Annotated in this window: 24 protein-coding genes; 17 read left to right on the top strand and 7 right to left on the bottom strand. The window is 73.2% G+C overall.

Annotated elements, in window-relative coordinates:
• Positions 1-49: 49 nt before the first annotated feature.
• From D1648_RS04780 to D1648_RS04770, 3 genes are all read right to left on the bottom strand, one after another.
• Positions 50-1,042 carry a GNAT family N-acetyltransferase gene (locus tag D1648_RS04780; RefSeq protein WP_241155356.1) on the bottom strand — a complete coding sequence of 331 codons (993 nt, stop codon included), beginning with the start codon at positions 1,040-1,042 and terminating at the stop codon, positions 50-52.
• Positions 1,039-1,800, bottom strand: coding sequence for a bifunctional 2-polyprenyl-6-hydroxyphenol methylase/3-demethylubiquinol 3-O-methyltransferase UbiG (locus D1648_RS04775; RefSeq protein ID WP_122939661.1), 762 nt, complete (start codon positions 1,798-1,800; stop codon positions 1,039-1,041). Before D1648_RS04775 ends, D1648_RS04780 begins: the two co-directional genes overlap by 4 nt.
• A gap of 70 nt (positions 1,801-1,870) precedes the next feature.
• Positions 1,871-3,826 carry a glycoside hydrolase family 2 protein gene (locus D1648_RS04770; RefSeq protein WP_122939660.1) on the bottom strand — a complete coding sequence of 652 codons (1,956 nt, stop codon included), beginning with the start codon at positions 3,824-3,826 and terminating at the stop codon, positions 1,871-1,873.
• A 458-nt stretch (positions 3,827-4,284) separates the two neighbouring features.
• Between D1648_RS04770 and D1648_RS04765 the strand changes: the two genes are divergently transcribed.
• The 10 genes from D1648_RS04765 (at position 4,285) to D1648_RS04720 (ending at position 15,832) form a co-directional block, all read left to right on the top strand.
• Positions 4,285-5,868 (top strand): DEAD/DEAH box helicase, encoded by a 1,584-nt coding sequence (locus D1648_RS04765; protein ID WP_122940245.1) that lies wholly within the window; start codon positions 4,285-4,287, stop codon positions 5,866-5,868.
• Positions 5,865-6,029 carry a hypothetical protein gene (locus D1648_RS04760; protein WP_241155355.1) on the top strand — a complete coding sequence of 55 codons (165 nt, stop codon included), beginning with the start codon at positions 5,865-5,867 and terminating at the stop codon, positions 6,027-6,029. Before D1648_RS04765 ends, D1648_RS04760 begins: the two co-directional genes overlap by 4 nt.
• A gap of 222 nt (positions 6,030-6,251) precedes the next feature.
• Entirely contained in the window at positions 6,252-7,352 is a 1,101-nt protein-coding gene (locus D1648_RS04755) for a cation diffusion facilitator family transporter (RefSeq protein ID WP_370239780.1), read from the top strand.
• A 131-nt stretch (positions 7,353-7,483) separates the two neighbouring features.
• Positions 7,484-8,884, top strand: coding sequence for an FAD-binding oxidoreductase (locus D1648_RS04750; protein ID WP_206424774.1), 1,401 nt, complete (start codon positions 7,484-7,486; stop codon positions 8,882-8,884).
• Positions 8,884-10,143, top strand: coding sequence for a PLP-dependent aminotransferase family protein (locus D1648_RS04745; RefSeq protein ID WP_122939657.1), 1,260 nt, complete (start codon positions 8,884-8,886; stop codon positions 10,141-10,143). Before D1648_RS04750 ends, D1648_RS04745 begins: the two co-directional genes overlap by 1 nt.
• The gene (locus tag D1648_RS04740; RefSeq protein WP_122939656.1) at positions 10,140-11,837 is read left to right on the top strand and encodes an ABC transporter substrate-binding protein; all 1,698 of its coding nucleotides are present in this window, start codon (positions 10,140-10,142) and stop codon (positions 11,835-11,837) included. The genes D1648_RS04745 and D1648_RS04740 overlap by 4 nt, the downstream gene beginning before the upstream one ends.
• A complete protein-coding gene (locus tag D1648_RS04735; RefSeq protein ID WP_122939655.1) occupies positions 11,834-12,853 on the top strand; it encodes an ABC transporter permease in 1,020 nt (339 codons plus the stop codon). Before D1648_RS04740 ends, D1648_RS04735 begins: the two co-directional genes overlap by 4 nt.
• The gene (locus tag D1648_RS04730; RefSeq protein ID WP_122939654.1) at positions 12,850-13,710 is read left to right on the top strand and encodes an ABC transporter permease; all 861 of its coding nucleotides are present in this window, start codon (positions 12,850-12,852) and stop codon (positions 13,708-13,710) included. The genes D1648_RS04735 and D1648_RS04730 overlap by 4 nt, the downstream gene beginning before the upstream one ends.
• Entirely contained in the window at positions 13,707-15,335 is a 1,629-nt protein-coding gene (locus D1648_RS04725) for an ABC transporter ATP-binding protein (protein WP_122939653.1), read from the top strand. Before D1648_RS04730 ends, D1648_RS04725 begins: the two co-directional genes overlap by 4 nt.
• Complete coding sequence (locus D1648_RS04720) at positions 15,332-15,832, top strand: GNAT family N-acetyltransferase (RefSeq protein ID WP_122939652.1); 501 nt, start codon at positions 15,332-15,334, stop codon at positions 15,830-15,832. Before D1648_RS04725 ends, D1648_RS04720 begins: the two co-directional genes overlap by 4 nt.
• Positions 15,833-15,919: 87 nt before the next feature.
• On the opposite strand, the gene D1648_RS04715 is transcribed toward D1648_RS04720, so the two are convergent.
• Complete coding sequence (locus tag D1648_RS04715; protein ID WP_122939651.1) at positions 15,920-16,171, bottom strand: type II toxin-antitoxin system prevent-host-death family antitoxin; 252 nt, start codon at positions 16,169-16,171, stop codon at positions 15,920-15,922.
• Positions 16,172-16,365: 194 nt separating this feature from the next.
• On the opposite strand from D1648_RS04715, the gene D1648_RS18015 reads away from it, so the two are divergent.
• On the top strand, positions 16,366-16,938 hold the full coding sequence (locus D1648_RS18015; RefSeq protein ID WP_206424773.1) for a hypothetical protein: 573 nt from the start codon (positions 16,366-16,368) through the stop codon (positions 16,936-16,938).
• A gap of 32 nt (positions 16,939-16,970) precedes the next feature.
• Here the strand turns inward: D1648_RS18015 and D1648_RS04705 are convergent, their stop codons facing one another.
• Positions 16,971-17,939 carry an MsnO8 family LLM class oxidoreductase gene (locus tag D1648_RS04705; RefSeq protein ID WP_122939650.1) on the bottom strand — a complete coding sequence of 323 codons (969 nt, stop codon included), beginning with the start codon at positions 17,937-17,939 and terminating at the stop codon, positions 16,971-16,973.
• Between the two features lie 117 nt (positions 17,940-18,056).
• Here D1648_RS04705 and D1648_RS04700 point away from each other — a divergent pair, with 117 nt between their 5' ends.
• On the top strand, positions 18,057-19,064 hold the full coding sequence (locus tag D1648_RS04700; RefSeq protein WP_122939649.1) for an LLM class flavin-dependent oxidoreductase: 1,008 nt from the start codon (positions 18,057-18,059) through the stop codon (positions 19,062-19,064).
• Between the two features lie 114 nt (positions 19,065-19,178).
• Complete coding sequence (locus tag D1648_RS04695) at positions 19,179-19,784, top strand: hypothetical protein (protein WP_122939648.1); 606 nt, start codon at positions 19,179-19,181, stop codon at positions 19,782-19,784.
• A gap of 50 nt (positions 19,785-19,834) precedes the next feature.
• Here the strand turns inward: D1648_RS04695 and D1648_RS04690 are convergent, their stop codons facing one another.
• Positions 19,835-20,653, bottom strand: coding sequence for an endonuclease/exonuclease/phosphatase family protein (locus tag D1648_RS04690; protein ID WP_122939647.1), 819 nt, complete (start codon positions 20,651-20,653; stop codon positions 19,835-19,837).
• A 79-nt stretch (positions 20,654-20,732) separates the two neighbouring features.
• Here D1648_RS04690 and D1648_RS04685 point away from each other — a divergent pair, with 79 nt between their 5' ends.
• The 4 genes from D1648_RS04685 to D1648_RS04670 are packed head-to-tail and all read left to right on the top strand — an operon-like array spanning position 20,733 to position 24,740.
• The gene (locus tag D1648_RS04685) at positions 20,733-21,572 is read left to right on the top strand and encodes an S-adenosyl-l-methionine hydroxide adenosyltransferase family protein (RefSeq protein WP_122939646.1); all 840 of its coding nucleotides are present in this window, start codon (positions 20,733-20,735) and stop codon (positions 21,570-21,572) included.
• 35 nt (positions 21,573-21,607) lie between these two features.
• Entirely contained in the window at positions 21,608-22,162 is a 555-nt protein-coding gene (locus D1648_RS04680) for an ECF-type riboflavin transporter substrate-binding protein (RefSeq protein WP_122939645.1), read from the top strand.
• On the top strand, positions 22,159-23,913 hold the full coding sequence (locus D1648_RS04675; RefSeq protein WP_122939644.1) for a DUF3744 domain-containing protein: 1,755 nt from the start codon (positions 22,159-22,161) through the stop codon (positions 23,911-23,913). The genes D1648_RS04680 and D1648_RS04675 overlap by 4 nt, the downstream gene beginning before the upstream one ends.
• The gene (locus tag D1648_RS04670; protein ID WP_122939643.1) at positions 23,910-24,740 is read left to right on the top strand and encodes an energy-coupling factor transporter transmembrane protein EcfT; all 831 of its coding nucleotides are present in this window, start codon (positions 23,910-23,912) and stop codon (positions 24,738-24,740) included. Before D1648_RS04675 ends, D1648_RS04670 begins: the two co-directional genes overlap by 4 nt.
• Positions 24,741-24,886: 146 nt before the next feature.
• Here D1648_RS04670 and D1648_RS04665 read toward each other — a convergent pair whose 3' ends face one another.
• The gene (locus D1648_RS04665) at positions 24,887-26,206 is read right to left on the bottom strand and encodes a TRAP transporter large permease (RefSeq protein ID WP_122939642.1); all 1,320 of its coding nucleotides are present in this window, start codon (positions 26,204-26,206) and stop codon (positions 24,887-24,889) included.
• Positions 26,207-26,208 lie beyond the last annotated feature (2 nt).

Below are 26,208 nucleotides of genomic sequence, written 5' to 3'. Positions count from 1 at the left end.
CGGCAGACGTCAAGAGCGCCGTGCGAGGACGAGGCGGGGAGGTGGCGGCTCACTCCACGGGCTTCTCATAGGTCGCGTACACGTGGGCGCGGTGGAAGCCGACGGCCTCGTACAGCCGGGTCGCGCCGGTGAGGGACTCGGCGTCGACCTCGAGGGCGGCGCCGGAGAAGCCGGCCTGCGCCGCGGAGGCGAGGGTGCGGGCCAGCACCGCGCGGGCGAGTCCCCGGCCGCGCGCCTCGGGACGGGTGCCGACCAGCGCGATGTGCAGCACGCCGGGGCGGTCCTCGGAGGTGATGGCGTAGGCGAGCACGGTGCCGTCCTCGGCGAGCGCGATCGTGGAGTGCTCGGGCCGGGAGGTGTGGGAGGTGACCCACAGCTGCCAGGTGTCCGCGTCGATCGGGGCGGAGCCCCAGTGGTCGGCGAAGGCTGCGATGTGGGCGACGCGCACCGCCTCGCTCCGCTCAGGGCCGGGCGTGACCAGCTCGGCGCCGTCCGGGACGGGCACGCGCAGCGCCTCGCCGGGCAGCTCCCGCTCCATCTCGAGCCAGGAGCGCACCCGGCGGTAGCCGCGTTGCTCGAGCACCGGACGCACGTCCGCGCCGCCCGGGCCGGCGCCCGGCTCGGGGTCGCGGCCGCCGCCCGTGCGCAGCACCGCGGGCAGCCCGGGATGCCGCTGCGCGGTGAGCTCCCGTCCCCGCTCCTCGAGCTGGGCGAGGATCGAGGTGCCCAGCCCCTGGCGACGGTGCGCCGGGTGCACGGCGCCGCTGAGCTGGACGCGGGCGCGGCCGTCGCGGTCGGGATGCGGCGAGACGGTGACCAGGCCGACGCCGATCAGCTCCTCCCCCGCCCACACCGCGACGGTGTCGACCGCCAGGTCGAGGCGCGGCATCTGCAGCCATTCGCGGATGCTCGGCTCCTCGGCGGGCTCGCCGAGCTGCTCGTGCGCGTCCACGGCGTTCAGCAGTGCGGCGAGGGCGGGGACGTCCTCGAGGGTGAGCGCGTCCCGTCGCAGGGAGATCGGCGGGGTCGAGGTGTCGCTCACGGGGTTCCTCCGGTCAGGCGGTAGACGGTGACATGGCTGCGGGAGTCGGCGGTGAACTCGCTGCGGTCCCAGCCCGCCCAGCGGGACTCCCTGGTGAATCCTGCCAGCTGCGCCATGAGGTCGAGCTCGGAGGGCCAGATGTAGCGGTGCGGGGTGCGGCCCAGACGCGCGCCGCGCGCCCCGTCGACGGCGGGGTCGAAGCGCAGGTGGTGGGAGACCACCTGCTGGGCGAGGACGTCATAGGTGTCCACGAGGAGATAGCCGGGCTCGGAGACCTCGACCGTGCCGCCGTGACCGGGGGCGAGGGAGCGCAGCTGCGGCACCCACAGCTCGACCACGAAGCAGCCTCCCGGGGCGAGATGGCGGGCGGCATTGCGGAAGCAGGCCACCTGCTCCTCCTGCGTCAGGAGGTTCGAGATCGTGTTGAACACCAGGCAGACGAGGGAGAATCCCTCCCCCGCCGCGGCCGTGGCCATGTCGCCGGCGACGACGGGGATCGACGCCGCGTCGGCCTTCTCCCGCAGCCGGGCGATCATCGGCTCCGACAGCTCGATGCCGGTGACGGGCACGCCCGCCTCGCGCAGCGGGATCGCGACGCGGCCGGTGCCGATCGCGAGCTCGAGAGCGGGACCGCCCGCGGCAAGCTCGGCGAGCAGGTCGACCGTCGGCCCCAGCACCTCGGGGGCGAACATGCCCTCGCCGGGCGTGTCGTACTCGGCGGCGGCCTGCGCGTCCCAGAGGCGGCTCTGATCGATCATGTGCCCATGGTCACGCGGCACCGCCGCCGACGCCACGGAATAACCGGGCGACGGTGCTGGGATGGGCGGATCAGCCCTCGGTCTCGTACGCCGCGGCCTGCTCCTGGATCGCGCGGAGCCGGGCGAGGTCGAGCTTGCGGCCGCGGGCGAAGTCGACCACGCCGTTCTTCTCCTGGAACACGTCGGTCAGCTGCGTGTAGCAGTAGCCGAACATCAGCGGGTCCTCGAGCAGCACGCGGGTGAGCCCCTCGAAGCGCTCGTAGAGCTCCTCCTCGCTGGTGATCCGCTGGCCGTAGCCCCAGGACTCGGCGGCGTTGTTCCCGGCCTTCGCCGCCTCGGCGATCTCCCGCGCCTCCTGCGCGTTCCACCAGATCCCGCCGTACTCGGAGACGAAGTAGGGCTGGCCGGCGAAGGGCAGGGAGAACTCGCCGTCGGCGAAGGGGTGCTCGTCCGGGGCCAGATCGCGGCGGTTCGCGAAGGGGCGGCCCTCTGCGAGACCCGATTGCTCGGCACGGAAGCGCTCCGGGTCCTGCTCGTAGGAGTGCGAGTCGTACACGTCGGCCCCTCGCACCCGGTGCGAGTAGCCGGAGGCGTCCAGGACCGGCCGCGAGGGATCGGCGAGCTTGGTCGCGTCGTACATGGCCTGGGTGACGGTGTCGAGCTGGGTGTAGCGGTCGTGGAGGATCTGATGGGTCTCGTTCAGCGGGCACCAGCCGATGATCGAGGGGTGGTTGATGTCGCGGGCGACCGCCTCGACCCACTGCCCGATGAAGGAGGCGGTGGGCTGCTGGTTGTCGCCGAGCGGGCCCAGGCCCGAGACGCCCCAGTCCCCGAACTCGCCCCAGGTGAGATAGCCGTGCAGGTCGGCCCAGAACAGCATCCGCTGCTCGAACACCTTCTGGTGCAGGCGGGCGCCGTTGAAGCCCGCCTCCAGGGCGAGGCGGATGTCGGCGGCGAAGGCGTCGTCCGACGGGGCGGTCATGAAGGTGTCCTCCCAGTACCCCTGATCCAGGACCAGGCGCTGGAAGACCTTCTCGCCGTTGAGGCGGTACTCGTGGGCGTTCAGCGAGGTGGAGCGGAGCCCCGCATAGGAGCGGACCTCGTCGAGCACGCCGCTGTCCCCATCCAGCAGTCGCACCTGCAGCGCGTACAGCTCCGGCGCGCCGGGGCCCCACACCCGCACGTGCTCGGCGGGGATCGCGAGCTCGAGGTGCGGGGCGAGGTCGAGGTCCGCGCGGACGCTCGCGCGCGCCACCTCCGCCCCGCCGGGAACGGAGGCGATGACCTCGAGGCTCGTGCCGGGGGTGCTGCGCGAGAGCGGCACATCGATCGAGAAGGAGGTGGAGGCGAGCGAGGGGAGGATGCGCAGCGAGCGGATCTCGTCGGCGGGGACGCCCTCGAGCCACACGGTCTGCCAGATGCCGGTGGTGCGGTGGTAGTTGGCATGGGTGGGCCGGAACCAGGTGGACTGCTTGCCGCGGGCCTGGGGCTGGTCGTGCGGGTCGCGGGCACGGACCACGACGGCGACCTCGCTGCCGGCGCCGACGCCCGGGACCTGGGAGAGATCCGCGGAGAAGGGGGTGAAGCCGCCGCGATGGCGGGCGACCTCGACGCCGTTCGCCCACACGGTCGCGTCCTGGTCCACGGCCTCGAAGCGCAGGATCGGGCGCAGGCCGTCCCAGTCGGCGGGGATCGTGACGGTGCGGCGGTACCAGACGGCCTCGAGGAAGTCGCGATCGCCGATCCCGGAGGCCTCGGTCTCGGGCGCGAAGGGGACGGTGATGGTGGAGGCGAGCTCGGCGTCCAGCAGCCCGCGCTCGCGCCCGGTGTCGCTGCGGTCGATCTCGAATTGCCAGGTGCCGTTGAGGTTCAGCCAGGCGGAGCGCTGCAGCTGGGGGCGCGGATGCTCGGGGCGCGGCACGCCCGCCGCGGCGGAGAGCGGGGCGTCCAGCTGGGCCGCGAGCTCGTCGGCGCGGGCGAACAGCGCGGTGAGCGTCTCGGGCAGCGCGGGGGTCGGGTGGGTCATCAGGAGGCTCCTGGCGCGGGATCGGCGGTGATCGGTCGAGGCCAAGCCAATCGCATCGCCCTCGGACATGCAACGTGGGAAACCCTGGCCGACGATGCGCCCTCCGGCGCCGTCGCACCTGGAGGATCGTGGGGCGGCAGGGCCCTCCCCGCGAGCCGACGCAGGTCGCAGGACGGCACGCCCGTGCAGGCCGGAGCACGGAGACACGGTGGTATCTCACACGCGCAGCGCATTGCGTCGACCCCGTGGTGACCGCCGCGTAAGGTGAGCCGAAGTGCCGTCCTCCCGCCGCGGCACAGGTCCCGTCCGGGCAGCCCCGCACCCTCGACGCACGGCGTCGGGCACGTGGAGCGGCAGGCCCCGCACGGAGACAGCGTCGGCCGGGGAGGACCGCGGAGCGCGGTCCCGCCGTGACGACGACGTGCGGGGTGCATCGCACACAGATCGGATCACCCTTCGTGACCTCCCCGGACTTCGCACGCCTCGGCGTGCCCTCCTCCCTCACCGGCGCCCTCGCACCGCTGGGGATCACCTCGCCCACCCCCATCCAGGCCGCGACCCTGCCGGACTCCCTCTCCGGCCGCGACGTGCTGGGGCGGGGCCGCACCGGCTCGGGCAAGACGTACGCCTTCCTGCTGCCCCTCGTGGCGCGCCTGCTCGAGACCCCGAAGCGCCGCGCCGCCCGTCGGCCGCGCTCGCTCGTGCTCGCCCCCACCCGCGAGCTCGCCTCGCAGATCGCCGACTCGCTGAAGCCGCTGGAGAAGGCCTCGGGCCTGCGCAGCGCCGTCGTCTTCGGCGGCGTGGGGCAGAACCCGCAGGTGAACGCCCTCGCCGGCGGCGTCGACGTGCTCATCGCCTGCCCCGGCCGACTCCTGGACCTCATGGGGCAGGGTCATGCCGACCTCGGCGCGATCGAGATCACCGTGATCGACGAGGCCGACCACATGGCCGACATGGGCTTCCTGCCCATGGTGCGCCGCATCCTCGAGGCGACCCCGCGCAAGGGGCAGCGCATGCTGTTCTCCGCGACCCTCGACTCGGGTGTGAACAAGCTGGTCAAGGAGTTCCTCCACGATCCGGTCACGCACTCCGCGGACCCTGCGACGAGCCCTGTGGGGACGATGGAGCACCACGTGCTCGAGGTCGATCCGACCTCCCGCTTCGATGTGCTGCGCGATCTCGCGGCCGCGCCGGGGCGCACGATCATGTTCACGCGCACGAAGTACGGCGCGAAGAACCTCGCCCGCAAGCTCTCCGCCCGCGGCGTCGACGCGGTGGACCTGCACGGTAACCTCTCGCAGAACGCCCGCACCCGGAACCTCGAGGCCTTCGGCTCCGGCACCGCGACGACCATGGTGTGCACGGACATCGCCGCGCGCGGCATCCACGTGGACGAGGTCGCGCTCGTGGTCCACGCCGACCCGCCCGTCGAGCACAAGGCCTATCTGCACCGCTCGGGCCGCACCGCGCGCGCCGGCGAGTCCGGGACGGTGATCACTGTCCAGACCCCGGACCAGAAGCGCGACGTGAACGACCTGATGCGCAAGGCCGGGATCAGTCCGACCTACCACCAGCGGGTGGAGGTGACGAGCCCGGTGCTCTCCGAGCTCGCGCCCGGCGAACGGGTCGAGACCCATGAGCCGCGCCAGCCGGAGGCCCCGCTGGACGAGCGGCGCCTGGCCGGCGAGCGCCGCAGCGGCGGCCAGGGCGGTCGCGGTCGCGGCGGTCGCGGCCAGAGCGCCGGTCAGGGCGGCCGCGGCCAGGGTGGACGTGGCGGTCAGGGTGGACGCGGCGGCCAGGGAGGCGGCCGAGGTCGCGGCGGCGAGGCCGACCGCCAGGGCGGCTCCGGCCGCTCCGGCGGCCAGGGCCGTCCCGGCGGCCGCGGCGAGGGCGGCGGACGGCGCGGCGATCAGGGCGCCGGCGGCGGGCGCCGTCGGGGCCGCTCCGCCCCTACAACCTATTCGACCAGCTCCGAGGGCTCCGGCTCCGGCAGCACCGTCGGCGGCGGCCTCGCAGCCTTCTCCTCCGGGCGCCGGCGGTGACCGAGGCGTGCCGCTGCGGCCGTCGGCGCGCCGGGGCGCTCATCGGCCGCGACCCGCGCGACCTCGGCCTCCATCGGGCCACCGACCTCGTCGGCGGGTTCCGCGCCTGCGCTGCGGCGGGGCTCCCCGTCGACGAGGAGCCGGCCCGCTGCGTGCAGTGACCCCTGATCGCGGCGGCCGTGCACCGGCCGCCGCGGAGGGTCGCCTCGTCCGCGACGCCCACCACCGCGGCGAGGGAGATCTGCTCGTGGGCGAGCAGGACGTCCCCCGCCTCGCAGAGGCTCTCGGCCGAGGATCCGCTGCGGGCCCGCTCTCCGCCGGACGCACCATGACGGTCACTTCATCAGTTGCGTGACTGACGAAACGTCGGGAGGATGGCGGCCATGACCACCGGCCCCGGCGACCCCGCAGTGCGCACCGACCGGCCGGGCCGCGCCGACGACCGAGCCGCAGCTCGCCCCCGACCCGCCCCGCAAGGACCACCTGTGACCCGCAGCGAGAACGCCGCCCGCCCCGCCCGCCGGAAGGTGGACCTGACGAGATTCGCCTGGCTCTCGATCGCCGCCGCGATCACCACGATCACCCTCAAGGCCGGCGCCTGGGCGTTGACCGGCTCGGTGGGCCTGCTCTCCGACGCCGCCGAGTCCGTGGTGAACCTGGTGGCCGCCGTGGTCGCGCTGATCGCGCTGCGGGTCGCCATCCGACCGGCGACCGAGCGCTTCCTCTACGGCCGCGCGAAGGCGGAGTACTTCTCCGCCGCGGTCGAGGGCGTGATGATCTTCGCCGCCGCAGGGGTCATTCTCGTCACCGCGGTGGAGCGTTTCCTCAATCCCCGCCCGCTCGAGAACCTGGGCTGGGGACTGGCGATCTCCGTGGTCGCCTCGCTGATCAACGGCGCCGTCGCGCTCGTGCTGCTGCGCGCGGGCCGGACCCACGGCTCGATCACCCTGCGCGCCGACGGCAAGCACCTCATGACCGACGTGATCACCAGCGCCGGCGTGCTCATCGGCGTTGGGCTGGTCGCACTCACCGGCTGGGAGCGGCTGGACGCGCTGGTGGCCTTCGCGGTCGGCGTGAACATCATCGTCACCGGCATCGGGCTGATCACGGAGTCGGTCTCCGGCCTGCTGGACAAGGCGCTGCCGGACGAGGAGCACGAGGTGATCACGGAGATCCTGCGACGCCGGATGGACGGGACGGTCACCTTCCACGGCCTGCAGACCCGCGAGGCGGGCCAGGAGAAGTACATGAACGTCCACGTGCTGGTGCCCGACGACTGGACGGTCAAACGCGGCCACGACTACATCGACGGGCTCGAGCACGAGCTCATGGAGGCGATGCCGACCCTGCACGTGCTCACCCATCTCGAGCCGATCTCGGACCCCGCGAGCTACGAGGACATCCCGGAGGCGCACGTGCCGATCCATGGGGAGGAGAAGACCGGGCTGCGCCCACCGGAGGCGTGCGACGACGCCGGGAGCTGACACCGGGCCCCGCGGGCGAGTGGCCGACCAGCACCGCATGACGGCTTATGACGGCCAGCACTTGCGCTTATGTCACGGTGGGGCGCACTCTGGGCCACGACCCCACGCCCGCGTCCCCTGGAGATCGATCCGTGACGACCACCGCCACCGCCCGCCCCGACGCCCTCCTCGCCGAGCTCGCGGAGCACCTGCGCGCCGCGCTCGGCGAGGAGGCCGTGATCGCGGACCCCGCGCCGCGCTACACCGGGGACGTCGCCGTCCGGGCCGCCGACGGCACCTCCTTCCTCCTGGTCCTGCCGGAGGACACCGCCGGGGTGCAGGCCGTGCTGCGCCTGGCGCACGAGACCGGCACCCCCGTGGTGCCGCGCGGCGCCGGCTCCGGGCTCTCCGGCGGCGCCGCCCCGACCCACGGCGCGATCGTGCTGGGGCTCGAGCGACTCACCCGCATCCGCGAGATCGACGTGCTCGACGAGGTCGCCGTGGTCGAGGCCGGCGTGATCACCGCCGATCTCTCCGCGGCCCTCGCTCCCCACGGCTTCTTCCACGCCCCCGATCCGGCCAGCGCCCGACTCTCCACCATCGGCGGGAACGTCGCGACCAATGCGGGCGGTCTGCACTGCGCGAAGTACGGCGTGACCCGCGAGTCCGTGCTCGGCCTCGAGGCCGTGCTCGCCGACGGCACGCTGCTGCGCACCGGCCACCGCTCGATCAAGGGCGTCACCGGGCTCGACCTCACCCAGCTGCTGATCGGCTCCGAGGGGACCCTCGCCGTGATCACCGCCGTGACCGTGCGGATCCGGCCCCTGCCCGTCGCGCGGCGCACCGTGCTCGCGCGCTTCCCCGGGACCGCCGCCGCGGCCGCGGGCGTGGGCGCGATCTCCCGCAGCCCCGTGCGCCCCGCCGCGACCGAGCTGCTCGACGGCCCCACCCTCGCCGACATCGACGCGCACGCCGGCTCCGCCCTCGCCGAGGGCGAGAGCACCGTGCTGCTGATCGAGCTCGACGGCTACGGCATCGAGGAGCAGCTCGCCGATCTCACCGCCGTGCTCACCGCGGCGGGCGGCACCGTGCGCGCGATCGAGGACGAGGCCGAGGCCGAGCACCTGTGGGAGCTGCGCCGTTCGGGACGCGGCTCCGGCGCAGGCGGTCACCGCCTCGGCGAGGACATCGCGGTGCCGAAGTCCCGCCTCGGCGAGATCTTCGCGCTCCTGCCCGAGATCGGCCGCCGCCACGGCGTGGAGGCCTCCGCGATCGCCCACGCCGGGGACGGAAACCTCCACCCCTCCCTCGCCCTGCCCGGCACCGACGGGGATGCCGCCGGGCCCCTGCCCGCCCCGCTGCTCGCCGCGGCCGACGAGCTGGTCCGCGCCGCGCTCGACCTCGGCGGCACCATCAGCGGCGAGCACGGCATCGGCACCGCCAAGCACGCCTGGCTCGACCTCGAGCTCTCCCCCGCCTCACGCGAACTCCAGCAGCGGCTCAAGACCGCCTTCGACCCCCAGCACCTCCTCAACCCCGGGAAGGCCCTGTGATGAGCACGACCGCCCTCGACCCCGCCCTCCTCACGCCCGAGAGCCTCTCCGCGGGGCTGCTCTCCCGCCTGGGAGCCCGGGAGGACCTCTCGCGCGGCTTCGGCCGCTCCACCGCCGCTGCCCTGCCCGGAGCCGTGCCCCTGCTCGGCGGCGCGCCGAGCGCCGACGCGCTGCCGCTCGAGGCGCTGCACCGCGCCGCCGCGGATCTCACCGGCGACCCCGCCGCGCTCGTCGGCGCCCTGCAGTACAGCACCCCGGGCGGCGTCGCCCCGCTGCGCGAGTGGGTCGCACGCCGCGAGGGCGTGGACGCCTCCCGCGTCCTGCTGACCAACGGCGCCTTCCACGGGCTCTCCCTCCTGTTCGACGCGCTCCTGGATCGCGGCGACCGGATCGTGGTGGAGGATCCGACCTATCCGCTGATCTTCCGCGACCTGCAGCATCACGAGGTGGAGGTGCTGCCCCTGCCGCTCACCGCGGAGGGCCTGGACCTCGACTCCCTCGAGGACCGTCTCGAGGCCGGGGCGCGGCCGAAGCTGCTGTACACGGTCCCGGACTTCCACAACCCCACCGGGGTCGTCACCCCGGCCTTCCAGCGGGAGCGGCTCCTCGCCCTCGCCGAGCACTACGGCTTCGTGATCGTCTCCGACAACGCCTACGCCGGTCTCGCCTTCCCCGGCGTCCAGGTGCCGGAGGACTACTCGACGCAGTCCGAGCTGGTCGCGCGGGTGCGCACCTTCTCGAAGATCCTCGGACCGGGTCTGCGCCTGGGCTACCTGGTGCTGCCCAGCTGGCTCGTCGGCCCCGTCACCCGCCTGCGCGCGAACCAGGACCAGCACTCCTCGGTGCTGGTCCAGGAGACCGTCGCCCGCGTCGTCGGCGCCGGGGACCACGCCCCGCTGGACGGCGGGCTCGACGCCATCGCGGACCGCGCCCGCACCCTCTACGCCCGCCGCGCCGACCTGCTGCTGCGCCTGCTCGACGAGGGCGTGCCCGGCGGGGTGCGGGCCGCGCAGCGCACCGGCGGGATCTTCCTGTGGGCCCAGGTCCTGGACGAGGGGATCGACCTCGCCGCGGCGCAGCGCCTGGCCCGGGAGCGCTTCGGCACCGACGCGGTGCTGGGACGGTACTTCTTCCTCGCGGACTCCGAGGAGGACCACGGACGGCTGCGCCTGGGATTCAGCCACCTCGACGAGGAGGCGCTCGCCGTCGGCGCCGAGCGGCTGATCGCCGCGCTCACCGCCCCGGAGGCCCGCCGATGACCCCGCGCCCCGATGCGCAGGCGGCCGTCGGCCCCGCGAGTACGGCCGCACCGAGCCGTCGGCGGCTGCTGCAGGGGATCAGCGCGGGCGCGCTGGGCCTGGCGGCGCTGCCGCTGGCAGGCTGCGCGCTCGACGGCGCCCGCGCCGACGGCGGTCCCGCGAGCCCCGAGGACGACCTCGAGCTGAGCTTCCTCATCTCGAACCTCGACGGCGGCTGGGTCCCCTCCCAGAGCGCGATCTCCAGCTACGAGGCGAACGTGTGGCAGCAGCTGACCGACAAGCTCGTCCACACCGACGCCGAGGGCACCGTCTCCCCCTGGATCGCCACGCACTGGGAGCAGAACGAGGACGCGACCGAGTACGTGCTCCACCTGCGGGGCGGCGTGACCTTCTCCGACGGCACGCCGCTGGACGCCGCCGCGGTGCTCGCGAACCTCGAGGCCTGGGCCGTCGGCCGGCCCGAGGAGGGGCTGGCGAGGGTGGGCCTGTTCCCCGGCGGCACCTACGAGGGCGCCGAGGCGCTGGATCCCCTGACCGTGCGGGTCACCTTCACCGCGCCGACGCTGTCCTTCCTGCCCACCCTCGGCTATCACGGCTGCCAGCTGATGGCGCCCTCCTCCCTCGCGCTCTCCCTCGAGGAGCAGGCGGACCTCGCGCACCAGATCGGATCGGGCCCCTTCGTGCTCGAGAGCTGGGAGCCGCGGCAGCGGGTGCGCCTGGTGCGCCGCGAGGACTACGACTGGGCGCCGGAGGTGCTCGGCGCGACGGGCCCGGCGAGGCTCTCCGCGATCACCTTCACCGTGCTGCCGGACGACACCCTGCGCGCCTCGGCGGCGCGCGCGGGTCAGACCGACCTCGCCTACAACGTGAACCCGCAGGTGCTGGACTCCTTCACCGAGGCCGGCTTCACGATCGAGGTGCCGCGGTATCTCGGCTTCGTGCACGGCTACAGCCTGCGCACGCAGGTCGCCCCCTTCGACGACGTGCGCGTGCGTCAGGCGGTCACCCGCGGCATCGACCGTGCGGAGATCCTGCGCACCGTGTTCACCGACGCCTGGGAGCCGGCGACCAGCTGGCTGCAGGCCGGGGTGCCGGAGACGACCGACCTCACCGAGCTGTTCGCCTACGATCCGGAGCTCGCCACGCAGCTGCTGGACGAGGCCGGATGGACCGAGCGCACCGCGGAGGGCTTCCGCGCGAAGGACGGCGTGGAGCTCGGATTCACGATCTACCCCACCCCGTATCTCACCGGCTCGGTGCCCGAGGCGGAGCTGATCAGCCAGCACCTGGGCCGGCTCGGCATCCGCGTGCGCACCCAGAAGCTCGACATCCCCACCTACACCGAACGGGTCACCAACGACCCGACGCAGGGCGTGCAGGAGGTGACCCGCAGCTTCGTGGACGTGGGCACGGTCGCCGGGGTCATCACCGACGAGGGCGAGGACTGGTTCCAGACCGGCTCCTCCGATGCGGAGCTGGTGCGGCTGCGGGACGAGGTCGCCGGCGCCGCCTCTCGCGAGGAGCGCGCCGGCGTGGTCGAGGAGCTGTCCCGCCACGTGCTCGAGCAGGCCTACTTCATCCCGCTCGAGCAGAACGTGCAGCGCATCTACGTGCAGTCCCCGCAGCTGAGCGGCATCACCTTCAACGCGGTCGCGATCCCCTCGTACCACGCCGCCACCAAGGAGGAGGCATGAGCGCCGCCGCCACGGAGACGACCGCCGGATCCTCGCCGGCCGGGACGTCCGCCGCCGCACGCACGGCGCGCCGCTACGGCTCCTTCGCGCTGCGCCGCACCGGCCAGGCGCTGGTGGTGATCGCCCTGGCCTACGTGCTCGTGTTCCTGGTCCTCGCCGCGATCCCCGGCGACCCGATCTCCGCGCAGCTGGACAACCCCCAGAACGGCTACTCCGAGGAGGAGAAGGCGCAGATCCGCGCCTTCCACGGCCTCGACCGGCCGGTGCTGGTGCAGCTGCTGGTCTCCCTCGGCAACGCGCTGCGCGGCGAGCTGGGGACCTCGATGTCCACCTCCCAGCCCGTCGCGGCGATGATCGGCGAGGCGATCCCCTCGACCCTGGCCCTCGCCGTCACCGCGCTGGCGCTCGCGATCCTCCTGGCCGCGGTGCTGGGGCTGCTCTCCCGGCTGCTGCCGGAGGGCCCGCTGAACTCGCTGGTGCGCTCGCTGCCCGCCGCCTTCCTGTCCACCCCGAACTTCCTCATCGGCCTGGTGCTGATCCAGGTGCTGGCGGTGAACCTGGGGCTGTTCAGCCTGGTGGAGCCCGAGAGCGCGCGCTCGACGCTGGTCGCGGCGCTGACCCTCGCGATCCCGGTCTCCGCACAGATCGCCCAGGTGTTCATCACGGCGCTCGACGAGTCCTCCGGCCAGGACTACGCGGAGGTGGCGCTCTCCCGCGGCCTCCCGCCCGTCCAGGTGGTGCTGCGGCATCTGCTGCGCCCGTCCCTGCTGCCCACGGTCACGGTGGTGGGCCTGGTGCTCGGGGAGGTGCTCGGCGGCTCGCTGATCACGGAGACGATCTTCGGCCGGGCGGGCGTCGGGACCGTCGTCCAGAAGGCCGTGAGCTCTCAGGACGTCCCGGTGCTGCTGGCCGCGGTGGTCCTCTCCGCCACCGTGTTCGTGATGGTGAACCTCGTGATCGATCTGCTCTACCCGCTGCTGGACCCGCGCCTGCGGGTCGGGAAGGAGTCCCGATGAGCACCGCTGTCCTCACCCCCGGCCTGCGCGCCGGCGCCCAGCCCCGGACCGCCGCAGGGGCCCGGCCGCCCGCGACGGTGCTGCTCTCGGCCGCCGTGATCCTCCTGGTGCTCGCCTGGTCGATCGCGCCCGGCCTGTTCACGGGCCACGACCCCGCCGTCGGCGTCCCGGACGACAAGTTCATCGCCCCGGGAGCGCAGCACTGGCTCGGCACCGACCATCTGGGCCGGGACCTGCTCACCCGGATCGTCCACGGCTCCGCCTCCTCGATGACCAGCGCCCTGATCGCGGTGGCCATCGGCGTGGCGGTGGGCGGCGCGCTCGGACTGGTGGGCGGCTACCTGGGCGGCTGGGTCGATGCGGTGATCGGTCGCGTGGTCGACGTGCTGCTGGCGATCCCCGGCTTCCTGCTGGCCGTGGTGGTGGTGACGGCGCTGGGGTACGACACCCGCAACGCCGCGATCGCCACCGGCGTCTCCGCCGTCGCGGTCTTCGCCCGGCTCATGCGCTCCGAGGTACTGCGGGTGCGCACCAGCGTGTTCATCGAGGCGGCGCGCATCAGCGGCGGCTCCTCGACCTATGTGCTGCTGCGGCACGTGCTGCCCAATGCGCTGCGGCCCGTGCTCTCGCTCGCGGTGCTGCAGTTCGGCATCGCGATCCTCGTCATCGCGGGCCTCGCCTTCCTCGGCTACGGGGATCCGCCCCCGGCCTCCGACTGGGGTCTGCTCGTCTCCGACGGCCGCGAGCACCTCCTGCACGCCCCGTGGCTCGTGCTCGCCCCGGGCCTGGTCATCGCCGTGGTGGTGCTGTCCGTGAGCCGTCTCAGCCGTCACCTGGACCAGGGGAGGAACCGATGAACCCGAGCTCCGCGCTGCTGCAGGTCGAGGACCTGCACGTCTCCTACGGCCCCGCCGAGGTGGTCCGCGGGGTCTCCTTCGCCGTGGGCGAGGGCAGGGCGCTCGCGCTGATCGGCGAGTCCGGCTCCGGGAAGTCCACGATCGCCCGCGCCGTGCTGCGCCTGCTGGGGTCCCGACGAGCCCGCGTGGACGGCTCCATCACGGTGCGGGGCCGGGAGATCACCGGCCTGCGCGAGAGGGAGTTCCTGCCGCTGCGCGGACGGGTGCTGGGCTTCGTGCCGCAGGACCCGGGCTCGTCCCTGAACCCCGTGCGCTCGATCGGGGCGCAGGCCCTCGAGGCCGCGGCGCTGGTCCCCGGGACGCGCAGCCGTGCGCAGCGCGAGGCGCTCGTCGTCTCGGCGCTCGAGCGGGTGGGCCTGCCCGAGCCGCAGCGCATCGCGGACTCCTTCCCCCACCAGCTCTCCGGCGGGCAGCTGCAGCGGGTGCTCATCGCGCTCGCGATCCTGCCCGGGCCGCGCCTGCTGGTCGCGGACGAGCCGACCTCGGCCCTCGACGTGACCGTGCAGGAGCAGATCCTGGACCTGCTCGACGAGCTGCGCCGCGAGCTGGGGATCGGCGTCCTGCTGATCACCCACGACCTCGCCGTCGCCGCCGCCCGCGCCGACGAGGTGGTGGTGCTGCAGGACGGCTCGATCCAGGAGGCCGGTCCCACCGACTCCGTCTTCACCGCGCCCCGCTCTCCCTACACCCGGGCGCTGCAGGCGGACGTACCCGGTCTGAACCCGGACCGCTTCGCGGGCCTGCGCGCCGAGCGCGACGAGCGCCATCCGGCGGCGGGCGCCGATCTGCAGGTCGACGTGCGGGGTATCTCCCGCACCTTCCGCACGCGGGAGCGCGAGGTCCGTGCGCTCGCGGACGTGTCCTTCACGATCCCGCGCGGCCGCACCCACGCCCTGGTCGGCGAGTCCGGCTCCGGGAAGTCCACGGCCGCACGGGCCCTGCTGGGCCTGGAGACGATGGACGCGGGAACCCTGGACGTCGGCGGGGTCGAGGTCGATCCGTCGGATCCGAGGGCGCTGCGCGAGCTGCGCCGCCATCTGCAGATCGTCCATCAGAACCCGTTCACGTCCCTGGATCCGCGCTTCACCGTCGGCCGGATCGTGCGGGAGCCGCTGGACCTGTACCGGGTGGGCGACCGGGCCGCACGCGAGGAGCGCGCGGCGTGGGCGCTCGAGGCGGTGCGCCTGCCGGAACGGCTGCGCGACAGGCGCCCGGGGGCGCTCTCCGGCGGTCAGCGCCAGCGGGTCGCGATCGCGCGGGCCCTCGCGCTGCAGCCCGACGTGCTGGTGCTCGACGAGCCCACCAGCGCGCTGGACGTCACCGTGCAGGCGGGGATCCTCGAGGTGCTCGCCACCCTGCAGCGCGACCTGGGCCTGACCTACCTGTTCATCTCGCACGATCTCGGCGTGGTGCGGCAGTTCGCGGACACGCTCACCGTGCTCCGGCGCGGCGAGGTGGTCGAGTCCGGGAGCGTCGAGGAGGTCTTCGCCGTTCCGCGCGAGGAGTACACCCGCGCCCTGATCTCCTCGATCCCGGCGCGCGAGGGCGTGGGGGCGAGCGCATGACCGCCCTCGCCGCGAACCTCGCCGTCCTGCCGGGCGGGAGGATCCTGACCTGGGCCGACACCGACTGGTCCGATCCGCGTGGCGCAGCGCTGCGGGCGGCGATGGACGTCGAGCTCTCGCCCCGCTACGCGGCCCTGCGCCGCGACTCCCCTCGCCCGGCCCCGCCGAGCAGCGAGGACGTGGCCGTGGTGGTGCTCGCGCTCGTGGACGGTTCGCCCGCCGCGACCGGCACCCTGCGTCGTCTGCCGGACCGCTGGGAGGTCAAGCGCCTGGTCGTCGACGCGGACCATCGCCGGCTGGGGCTGGCGAGCAGGGTCCTGGCACGGCTCGAGGACGCGGCCCGCGAGCGCGGGGCGAGCGAGCTGTTCCTCCAGACCGGGAACCGCCAGCCCGAGGCGATCGCGCTGTACGAGCGCGAGGGCTGGACACGGATCGACGTGTTCGCGCCCTACGATCCGGCCGACGGGATCAGCGTCTGCTTCCGCAAGGTGCTGTGAGCTGGAGGCCGGTGACGGCCGCATGCTGGCTGCGCGCCGCTTCCCGCACTGGCACCGCTGCGAGTGCGTCGCGGTTCGGCCGGTATGTCATCGGCCGAGCTCGCGCGGCTCCTCGAGAACGCGCTGAGGGAGCTCGAGGTCCTCGTCCTCCGTCCCCCGCCTCCAGAGCTTGTCGCCCAGGAGCTCGTGTGCGCGGGCGAGCCGGTCGTACTCCTCGGCCGTCAGCAGGACATGGGTACGCCGACCGTCCTCGGTGATGATGACCGGGGAGGTTTCTGCGGCCTGCAGCGTCGCCGAGGCATCGCGGTGAAGTTCCTCGCTGGTGATCACGGTGGGCATCAGCACGCTCCCTTCGGTACAGCGCCCACGGGCATTCATGGACTGCCCCCGTCGGCACGTCACATGCTTCCTCTACGATGGAGCTGTCGGCGGCGACGTCCGGGGACCTGACGACACGCGGCGACGAGCACTCAGGGGGAAGTATGTCTCGGGGACCATCAGATCGACAGGGATACTCGCAGGGAAAGGGTCATGTGATCCCCGGGGAGATCGTCGAGAACGGGATCGTCGATCACACCGCTCTCAGCCATGACCCACGGGGCGGGGACGTCCGCGGCTCCTCCGCCCTCGGCCCCCTGTCACCAGGTGTGCCCCAGCACCCTGTCACGGTCGCAGCCCCGCAGCCCACGGGCCCCTTCGCCGCGCCGATGCCGATGCCCCCGCTGCCCGAGAAGAGCGTGGGCGTCGCCTTCGTGCTCACCTTCTTCTTCGGTCCGCTCGGCATGCTCTACTCGACCGTCACCGGGGCTCTGGTCCTGCTCGGGATCACCCTGGTCGTCTCGTTGCTCACCGGACTCGCCATCGCTCTGATCACGCTGGCGACCTTCGGATTCGGCTCGTTCCTCGCACTCCTGGCGCCGCTGGTGGGTCTTCCGATCTGGATCACGTCGATGATCTGGGGCTGCCTGGCCGCGTCCGGCCACAACGAGCGGGTCCGGGCGCAGCACGCACAGCATGCCCACGCCTATGCGCAGTACGGTGCGGCCTTCGCCCAGCAGAACGCGCAGCGCCCGGCGGCTCCCGGGTATGGAGCGCCCCGCTGGTGACTCGCTCGAGCAGGGCGAGGCGGCCGTCCCGGCTACCCCAGCAGCGCCGCGACGCGGCGGTCGGAGTCGGCGAGCGCCGTGCGGTCGAAGGTGCAGCCGCTGACCACCAGCTCCTCGGCGCCGGTGCGCTCCGCGGCCTGCTCGATGCGGGCGGCGACGGTGCGTTCGCTGCCCGCCCAGGTCGTCTCGAGCCCCCGCTCGAGGCGTGACCGCTCGCGCGCGGTGAGCTCCCGCTCCCGGATCCGCGCCGGATCCTCGAGCGGCGGGAACGCGCCGGTCTCCCGTGATCTGACCATCGCCCAGACCTCGGACAGGGCGAGCTGCCGCGCCTCGGCGTCGGTGTCGGCGACGAGCACGTCGGCGGAGAGGATCACGGCCGGAGCGCTGCCCCGGTGCGGGCGGAAGGCCCGGCGGTAGCCGGCCAGGCGCTCGGGGAGGTCCGCGGAGTCGAGGACCGGGCCGCCGAGCACGACGGGCAGCCCGAGCTGCGCGGCGGTGTCGAGGCCGGAGCCGGTCGCGAGCAGGAACAGCGGCGGTGCCTCGTCGAGAGCAGGCCGGGCGGTGAGCGCGGCGGTCCCCTCGAGATACCCGCGCAGCTCGCGCGCCTCCTGCGCGAACTGCGCGGGCGTGGCCTCCGTCCTGCCCAGCGCCTCCCGCACCGGAGCGGTGAAGCCCAGGGAGCGGCCGAGGCCGAGGTCCACGCGTCCCGGGGCGAGCGCGGCGAGCATGAGGAACTGCTCGGTGACGACGAGGGGGCGGTGGTTCGGCAGCATCACTCCCCCGGAGCCCAGGCGGATCCGGGCGGTGCGCTGGCTGATCGCGGCGAGCAGCACCGCCGGTGCGCCGCTGGCGATACCCGGCACGGTGTGGTGCTCGGCCGCCCAGAAACGGTGATAGCCGAGCTGCTCGGCCGCCACGGCGCGCTCGATGCTGTCCGTCAGCGCCGCCTGCTCCGGACGGCCGGTACGGGTGCGGGAGCGATCGAGCAGGGAGAACCTCATCCCTGCCGCAACGCCCGGGACCTGTCGGATCTTCCCGGGAATCCGGCCCTGAGCGGGTGATCCTTCCCCTGCTCTCCCGAAGGACCACCGGTCGGTCCGCATCACTAGGCTCGCGCCATGAGCACTCCGCACGTCCCCCTGTCGATCCTGGACCTGGTCCCCCTCAGCGAGGGGCAGGACGCCCGCGAAGGGATCGAGATCTCGATGCGCGCGGCGCGGACCGCGGACCGCGCCGGCTACCACCGCTACTGGTACGCGGAGCATCACAACACCGAGTCCCTCGCCTCGAGCGCGACCAGCCTGCTGATCGACCGCGCCGCCTCGCTCACCGAGCGGATCCGCGTCGGCTCCGGCGGGATCATGCTTCCCAACCACTCCCCGCTCGCGGTCATCGAGCAGTTCGGCACCCTCGTGCGGTTCCACGGCGACCGGATCGACCTGGGGCTCGGCCGGGCGCCCGGCACCGACCAGTACACGGCGCAGCTGCTGGCCCGCACCTCCGCGGAGCCGGGCGCGTTCATCGCCGCGGTCGAGCAGATGCGGGACTGGTCCCACGCGGAGCCGAGCGGGCAGCTGCCGATCCGCGCGGCGGTCGCCGAGGGCACCGAGGTGCCGATGTGGATCCTGGGCTCGACCGCCAACGGGGCACGGCTGGCCGCCCAGCTGGGGATGCCCTTCTCCGTCGCCTCCCACTTCGCGCCCTTCCAGTACCTGCAGGCGCTGCAGGTGTATCGGGAGAGCTTCGACGCGACCCAGAGCCCTGCCGCGCAGATCGAGGCGCCGCACACCATGGTGGGGGTGAACGTCGTGGTCGCACCGACCGACGAGGAGGCCGAGCGCCTGTTCACCACCAACCTGCAGCAGTTCCTGGGGATCGTCACCGGGCAGCGGATGAAGACGCAGCCGCCGCGGGACCTCGAGGGACGCTATCCCGAGCACGTCATGCAGCAGGTCGAGCAGACCCTCTCGATCCGCGCCGTCGGCTCCCCCGCGACCGTCGTCTCTCAGCTCGAGGAGATCGTCGCGGCCACCGAGGCCGACGAGCTCATCGTCACCGCGAACTACTTCGACCCCGACCATCGGATCCGCGGGATCGAGCTGCTGGCCGAGGCCTGGGGGCTCTGAGCCGCGCGCCGCGCCTGGATCCTGTCCCGCGCTCCGACCACGCGCCGCGCCTCGGGCGGCACGCTCCCGCCCCCACCTGGTAGACAGGGACTCGGGGAACGGGAGGGGGTTGCCATGGGGGACATCGGACGACGAGCAGGAGTCCTCGCGGCGGTCGTGCTGACGAGCGCCGCGCTGACGGGCTGCGGGCTGCTCGGCGGGGGCGGGCGCGGAGAGCCCGGATGGGTGCACGACGAGGATGCCCGGCGCTACTACCGGCCCGGCGTCCTCCTGCAGTCCGCCGAGCTCGTCGACGAGCACTTCCCCGCGCTCGGCGAGCCCGCACGGGTCTCGCTCGCCGAGGGGCGCTTCACCGACCCCGACGAGAGGATCCCGCTCCCCGCGCCCGACGACTACTGGTGGCAGGCGGTCCTCGAGCTCGCTCCCGAGGACGCCCGTGAGCTGGTGACCGCGAGCGCCTCCGCCGGGGCCTCCGACGCCGGCGGAGCCCCGGACTCCGGCGGCGGCACGCTGGAGCCGGTGGACGAGGCCGAGGTCCTCGCGCTCCTCGTCCCGTCGCTCGAGGAGGAGCTCGCCGCGTGCGAGGGCGGATGGGTCTCCGTGCTGCCGGCCCTCGCCCGGGGCGACGGCGGGGACATCACCGTCGCCGGTGACCTGATCGAGATCGCCGCGCTCTGCGAGGACAGCGGCATCCTCGTCACCTCCGCCGTCGACATGTGAGCGGCGAGGCGCCCTCAGCTCTCGGGTCCGCGACGGACCCCGTCGGCCCCTCAGCCCCGCGCCCGCCGCAGCCGAGCGGTGACGGTCGCGTGGTCGCTGGCCGCACGACCGTCCCGCAGCGGCACGCGGGCCGCGTACTGCTCGACGGCGAGGCCGCGGGCGAGGATCCAGTCGATCCGCATCCCGCCCGCCTCCGGAGTGCCGTAGTCGGGGAAGGTGCCGATGTCCTCGCCGACGTGCTCGGCGGCGACGTCATGGGCGTCCTCGAAGTCGGCATCGCGCAGCACCCGCCACGGCGTGCTCTCCCCGCCGGCGGCGTTGAAGTCGCCCATCAGCACGATCGGGGACTCTCCCGCCTCGGCGAGCAGCCGCCCGGCCAGCAGCGCCGCGCCCTGCTCGCGGGCGGCCTCCCCGGCGTGGTCGAGGTGGGTCACCGCGAGAACGAGATCCTGGTCGGTGCGTCGGTCCCGCACCCGCGCCCACACGGCGATCCGCGGGCAGTGCGCGTCCCAGCCCAGCGAGCCGATCCGGTCCGGCTCCTCGGAGAGCCACAGCTGGTCCCAGTCCAGCAGCTCGAACCGGTCCCGGCGCAGCAGCAGGAGGTTGTGCTCGCCGCGGCCGCCGCCCTCCCGGCCGATCCCGAGCCGCAGGTGGGTGGCGCCGAGTGCCTCGTCGATCACCGGGATCTGCGAGGCGAGCACCTCCTGCAGCCCCACCACGTCCGCCTCGGCCTCGCCGAGCAGCTGGGCGAGCACCGGTGCCCGCTCGGGCCAGTGATCGGCCTGCCCGGGCAGGGTCGACTCGTCGTGATAGCGGATGTTCTGGGTGAGGACGGCGAAGGCGGGCGGCTGCGCTGCGGTGGATGCCATCCCACCATCCTCGCCCACGCATGACGGTGCGTGACGGCGGAACCGGCGGGGACGGGGCCCGCCGACGCATACTGGCCCCATGAGCTCCCTCGTGCTGCAGTCGGACTTCGGTCTCGACGACGGCGCCGTCAGCGCGATGTACGGCGTCGCCGTCGGCGTCGACCCGGCCCTGCGGATCCACGACGTCACCCACAACATCCCGCCCTACGACATCTGGGAGGGCTCCTACCGCCTCGCGCAGGTGCTGTCCTACTGGCCCGAGGGGACCGTGTTCGTCTCCGTGGTCGATCCGGGCGTCGGCTCCGACCGGCTCTCGGTCGTCGCGCGCACCACGACCGGGCACTACGTGGTCACCCCCGACAACGGCACCCTCACCCATATCGAGGACATCTTCGGCATCACGGCGCTGCGGGAGATCGACGAGACCCGACACCGCCGCCCCGGCTCCGAGGAGTCCTGCACCTTCCACGGCCGGGACATCTACGCCTTCACCGGCGCGCGGCTCGCCGCGGGCGTCGCCTCCTTCGAGGAGGTCGGGCGGGAGCTGCCGCTCGAGGACATGGTGCGCCTGCCGCTGACCGCCCCCGGGATCGCCGACGGCACGGTCCACGGCATCATCGACACCCTCGACGTGCGCTACGGCTCGCTGTGGACCTCGATCCCCCGTCCCCTGTTCGGCGAGCTCGGCGTCGCCGACGGCGATCAGGTGATGGTGCGGGTGCTGCACCACGACACGGTCGTGCACGCCGCCCAGCTCACCTATGCCCGCAGCTTCGCCGCCGTCGAGATCGGCGAATCGCTGCTGTACGTGAACTCGCTGGACCGGATGGCGATCGCCATCAACCGCGGCCACTACGCCCGCGCCTTCTCCCTCGGCACCGGCGCGTCCTGGCACGTGACCCTCGAGCCCGTGCGCTGACGCCCTCCCCTCCCCTGTCCCGGAAGGACCTCCTCATGACCGTCTCCCGCTCCCCCGTCACCCAGGTCGTCGCGATCGGCATCGGCGCCGCCCTGTTCTTCGTGCTCGGCCGCTTCGTCGCGATCCCCACACCGATCCCGAACACCACGATCTCCATCCAGTACGCGGTCCTCGCCGTGTTCGCCGTGCTCTACGGCCCGCTGGTCGGCGCGCTCGCAGGCCTCATCGGGCACATCCTCATCGACGCGACGGGCTTCGGCATCTGGCTGTCCTGGGAGATCAGCTCCGGCGTGTTCGGGCTGGTCGTGGGCCTGCTGCTCCTGCGCACCGCGATCGAGGACGGCGTCTTCGACCGGGCGCTCGCACTGCGCTTCACCGCCGCGGTGGTGATCGCGAACGCGCTGGCCTGGCTGGTCGTCGCCCCGCTCGGCGACGTGCTGATCTACTCCGAGCCCGCGAACAAGGTGTGGACTCAGGGCGCCCTCGCCTTCGCGGCGAACTCGGTGACCGCCGCCGTGCTGGGCCTGATCATCCTCTCCCTCTACGCCCGCACCCGCACCCGGACCGGGTCGCTGAGCCGCGAGAGGTGAGCACCGCCGCCGGCACCGGGGAGCAGCCGCTGATCGAGCTGCGCGGCTGCTCCTTCCAGTACCGCGCACAGGCGGAGCCGACCCTGCGCGACATCGACCTGGCCGTCCGCCGCGGCGAGAAGGTCGCGATCGTCGGCGCCTCCGGCTCCGGGAAGTCCACGCTGCTGCGCGTGCTGAACGGGATGATCCCCCACCATCACCGCGGCACCATCACCGGGTCCGTGCGCGTGGCCGGGCACGATCCCGCCGAGGCGCCGCTGGTGGAGACCGCGCGGGTGGTCGGCACCGTGCTGCAGGACAGCAACAACCAATTCGTGGGCCTCAGCGTCGCCGAGGACATCGCCTTCAGTCTCGAGAACCAGCAGGTCCCGACGGAGGAGATGCCCGAGCGGATCGCCCGCGCGGCGCGCCTGACCGGTATCGAGGACCGCCTGGGCGACTCCCCGCACGATCTCTCCGGCGGGCAGAAGCAGCGCGTCGCCATCGCCGGGGTGCTGGTCGACGAGGTGGATGTGCTGCTGCTGGACGAGCCGCTGGCGAACCTCGACCCCGCCGCCGGCCGTGCGACCGTCGAGCTGCTGGACGACCTGCACCGCGAGCAGGGCACCACGATCGTGATCGTCGAGCATCGGCTCGAGGACGTCCTGCACCGGGACGTGGACCGGATCGTGCTGCTGTCCGAGGGGCGGATCGTGGCCGACGCCCCGCCCGGGGAGGTCCTCGCCTCGGGACGGCTCGAGGCCCACGGGATCCGCCCTCCCCTGCACGTGACCGCGCTGCGCCGCGCCGGCGCCCCCGTCACCGCGGACCAGCGCCCCTCCCGCGCCGCGGACATCGACCTCACCCCGGCCCAGATCGAGGCGGTCCGCGCCTGGACCGAGGACGCGCCCGACCCCGCGTCCGAGCTGTCCGACGACGGCGATCCGGCGCTCGAGCTGGAGGGGGTGCGGGTCGAGATCCCCGTCGGCCCCGAGCGCACCACCGTGGCGCTGGACGGGATCGACGCACGCATCCGCTGCGGGGAGATGCTCGGCGTGCTCGGCTCCAACGGGGCCGGGAAGTCCACCCTCGCCCGGGTGCTGTGCGGGTTCGAGACCGCGACCGCGGGTCGGGTGCGGATCGGCGGGGCCGACGCGACGGGGTGGAGCCTCGCCGAGCGCGGGGAGCGGATCGGCTTCGTGCTCCAGGAGCCCGGGCAGATGCTCTCCCAGCCCCGTGTGCTCGACGAGATCGCGCTGGGGCTGCGAGCCCGCTCCCTGCCGGACGAGGAGATCGCGCGCCGCAGCGAGGAGGTGCTCGCGGTGTGCGGGCTGCGGCCCTTCCGCTCCTGGCCGCTCAGCGCCCTCAGCCACGGCCAGCGCAAACGGGTCAGCATCGCCGCCGTGCTCGCCCTCGAGCCCGAGGTGCTGCTGCTGGACGAGCCGACCGCCGGCCAGGACCACGCCCACTACAGCGAGTTCATGGAGTTCCTGCGCGGCGTGCACCGCGCCGGGACCACCGTCGTGCTCATCACCCACGACATGCACCTCGCGCTCGAGCACACCCGGCGGGTGCTCGTCCTGTCCGGCGGGCATCTGCTGGCCGACGACCATCCCGCCGCGGTGCTCACCGATCCGGAGCTCTCCGCCCGCGCGGATCTCGTGACCACCGGCCTGTACGACCTCGCCCGACGCTGCGGCGTGCCGGACCCCGCCCGCCTGGTGCGCCGCGTCATCGCCGCGGACCGGCACGAACGCGAGGAGGCGCGATGACCTCCCCCGTGCTCGGCTACGTGGACCGCACCGGCCCCCTGCACCGCCTCTCCGGCGTCTCCAAGCTCGCCCTCGCCCTCGGCGTGGTGATCGGGGCGATGATCGGCTTCGACGTGCGCTATCTGGCGGCGGTCTCGCTCGGCTCCCTGGTGCTGTGGGGGATGTCGCGGGTGCGGGTGCGGGACCTCGCCGTCGTGCTGTGGCTGGTGGCGATCTTCGCGACGCTGAACAACATCGGGATCTTCCTGTTCGCCCCCGGCTACGGCACCGAGCTGTTCGGCACCCGGCACGTGCTCCTGGAGGGGCCGTGGCGCTGGGACGTCACCGCCGAGCAGCTGTTCTACCAGAGCGCGGTGACGCTGAAGTACGTGGCGGTGCTGCCCTCGGTGCTGCTGTTCGTGGCGACCACGCGCCCGCCGGAGTTCGCCTCCTCCCTGGCCAGGATCGGGGTGCCCTACCGGATCGCGTACGCGGTCTCGCTCGCCCTGCGCTACATCCCGGACGTGCAGCGCGAGTTCCGCACCATCTCCCAGGCGCAGCAGGCCCGCGGTCTGGACACCTCCCGCGCCGCCGGGCTACGTACCCGGGTGCGGAACCTCGCCTCCGTGCTCCTGCCGCTGCTGCTGGGGACCTTCGACCGGATCGAGGCGGTCTCGGCGGCGATGGAGCTGCGCGGCTTCGGGCGCGGCAGGCGCCGCACCTGGCTGGTGCGCACGCCGCTGCGGCTGCCCGATCTCGTGCTGATCAGTCTCGCCGTGCTGCTCGTCGCGGTGCCGCTCGTGCTGCTGGGCGTGAACGACGGCCGGTTCTGGAACCCGTTCCTCTGACCGCGTCGGCGTGAGGCGTCGCCCCTGCCCCTGCTGATGGTCAGGTACTGGCGCAGGGCGTCCCACTACGGCATATACACCGTAGTGGGACGCCCTGCGCCCTCAGCTGACCATGTGCGGACCAGCACGGAGGGGTGGCGGGGCGGTTACTCCGCCGCGCCGCTCATGCCCAGCAGATCGGGCAGCGCCATCGTGATCTGCGGGACGAACACCACCAGCAGCAGCCCGATCAGCAGCGCGCCGAAGAAGGGCAGCATCTGCCGGATCACCGGCTCGACCCGCACGTTGCCCACCTTCGCGGCGATGAACAGGATGTTCCCCACCGGCGGGGTGATCGTGCCGAGCGAGAGGTTGAAGGTGATCATCAGGCCGAAGTGGATCGGGTCCACCCCGAGCTCCATCGCGATCGGCAGGAAGATCGGCGTGAAGATGAGGATCGCCGGGGTGGGGTCCATGAAGGCGCCCACGATCAGCAGGATCAGCATCATCAGCAGCAGGATGACCGTCTTGGAGTCCGCCAGACCCAGCAGAGCCGAGGAGATCGACTGCGGGATCATCGCGTAGGAGAGCACCCAGCTCAGCGCCGAGGACACCGCGACCAGGAGCATCACGACCGCCGTGGTGCGGGCGGCGCCCGCGATCACCGTGGGCAGGTTCCGAAGCGTGAGCTGGCGGTAGACCAGACCGAGCACGAAGGAGTAGGCCACCGCGATCACCGCGGACTCGGTCGCGGTGAAGAACCCGGCCAGCAGGCCCCCGATCACGATCACGATCATCAGGATCGCCGGGACCGCCTTCAGCAGCGTGGTCACCGCGAGGCCGAGCGGCACCCGCTCTCCGCGGGCCCGCATGCCCGGGCGGGTGCGGGAGATGATCGCGACGACGACGAGACACGCGAGCACCCACACGATGCCCGGCCCGTAGCCGGCGACGAACAGCGTGGCCACGGAGGTCGAGGAGACCAGCGAGTACACGATCAGCGTGTTCGAGGGCGGGATCATCATGCCTGCGGGCGCGGAAGCGGCGTTCACGGCCGCGGAGACCGAGGTGTCATAGCCCTCGCGCTTCATGCGCGGCCCGAGGGTCGAGCCCATCGCCGCGGCCGACGCGACCGCCGCACCCGAGACCGACCCGAACAGAGCGTTGGCGACGACGTTGGTCTGGGCGAGGGAGCCGGGCATCCGACCCACGAGGACCTTGGCCGCGTCGATCAGCCGTTCAGCGATGCCGCCGGTGTTCATGAGCGATCCGGCGAGTACGAAGAACGGGATCGCCAGCAGCGTGAAGGAGCTCGCGCCGGTGAACATGCGCTGGGAGGCGACGAACACGGCCTGCTCGGTCCCGACCACGGCCGCGAGGGCCACGATCGAGGGAAGTCCGATCGCGATCGCGATCGGGGCGCCGACGCCGATCAGCACGACGACGCCGGCGACGAGGATGATTCCTGCGAGGGTTGCGGGATCCATGG

The organism is Brachybacterium sp. EE-P12 (genome assembly GCF_003711805.1).
Taxonomy (GTDB): domain Bacteria; phylum Actinomycetota; class Actinomycetes; order Actinomycetales; family Dermabacteraceae; genus Brachybacterium.
Note: the sequence above shows the minus strand (reverse complement) of the source record. Positions and strands in the feature narration are given on the sequence as shown.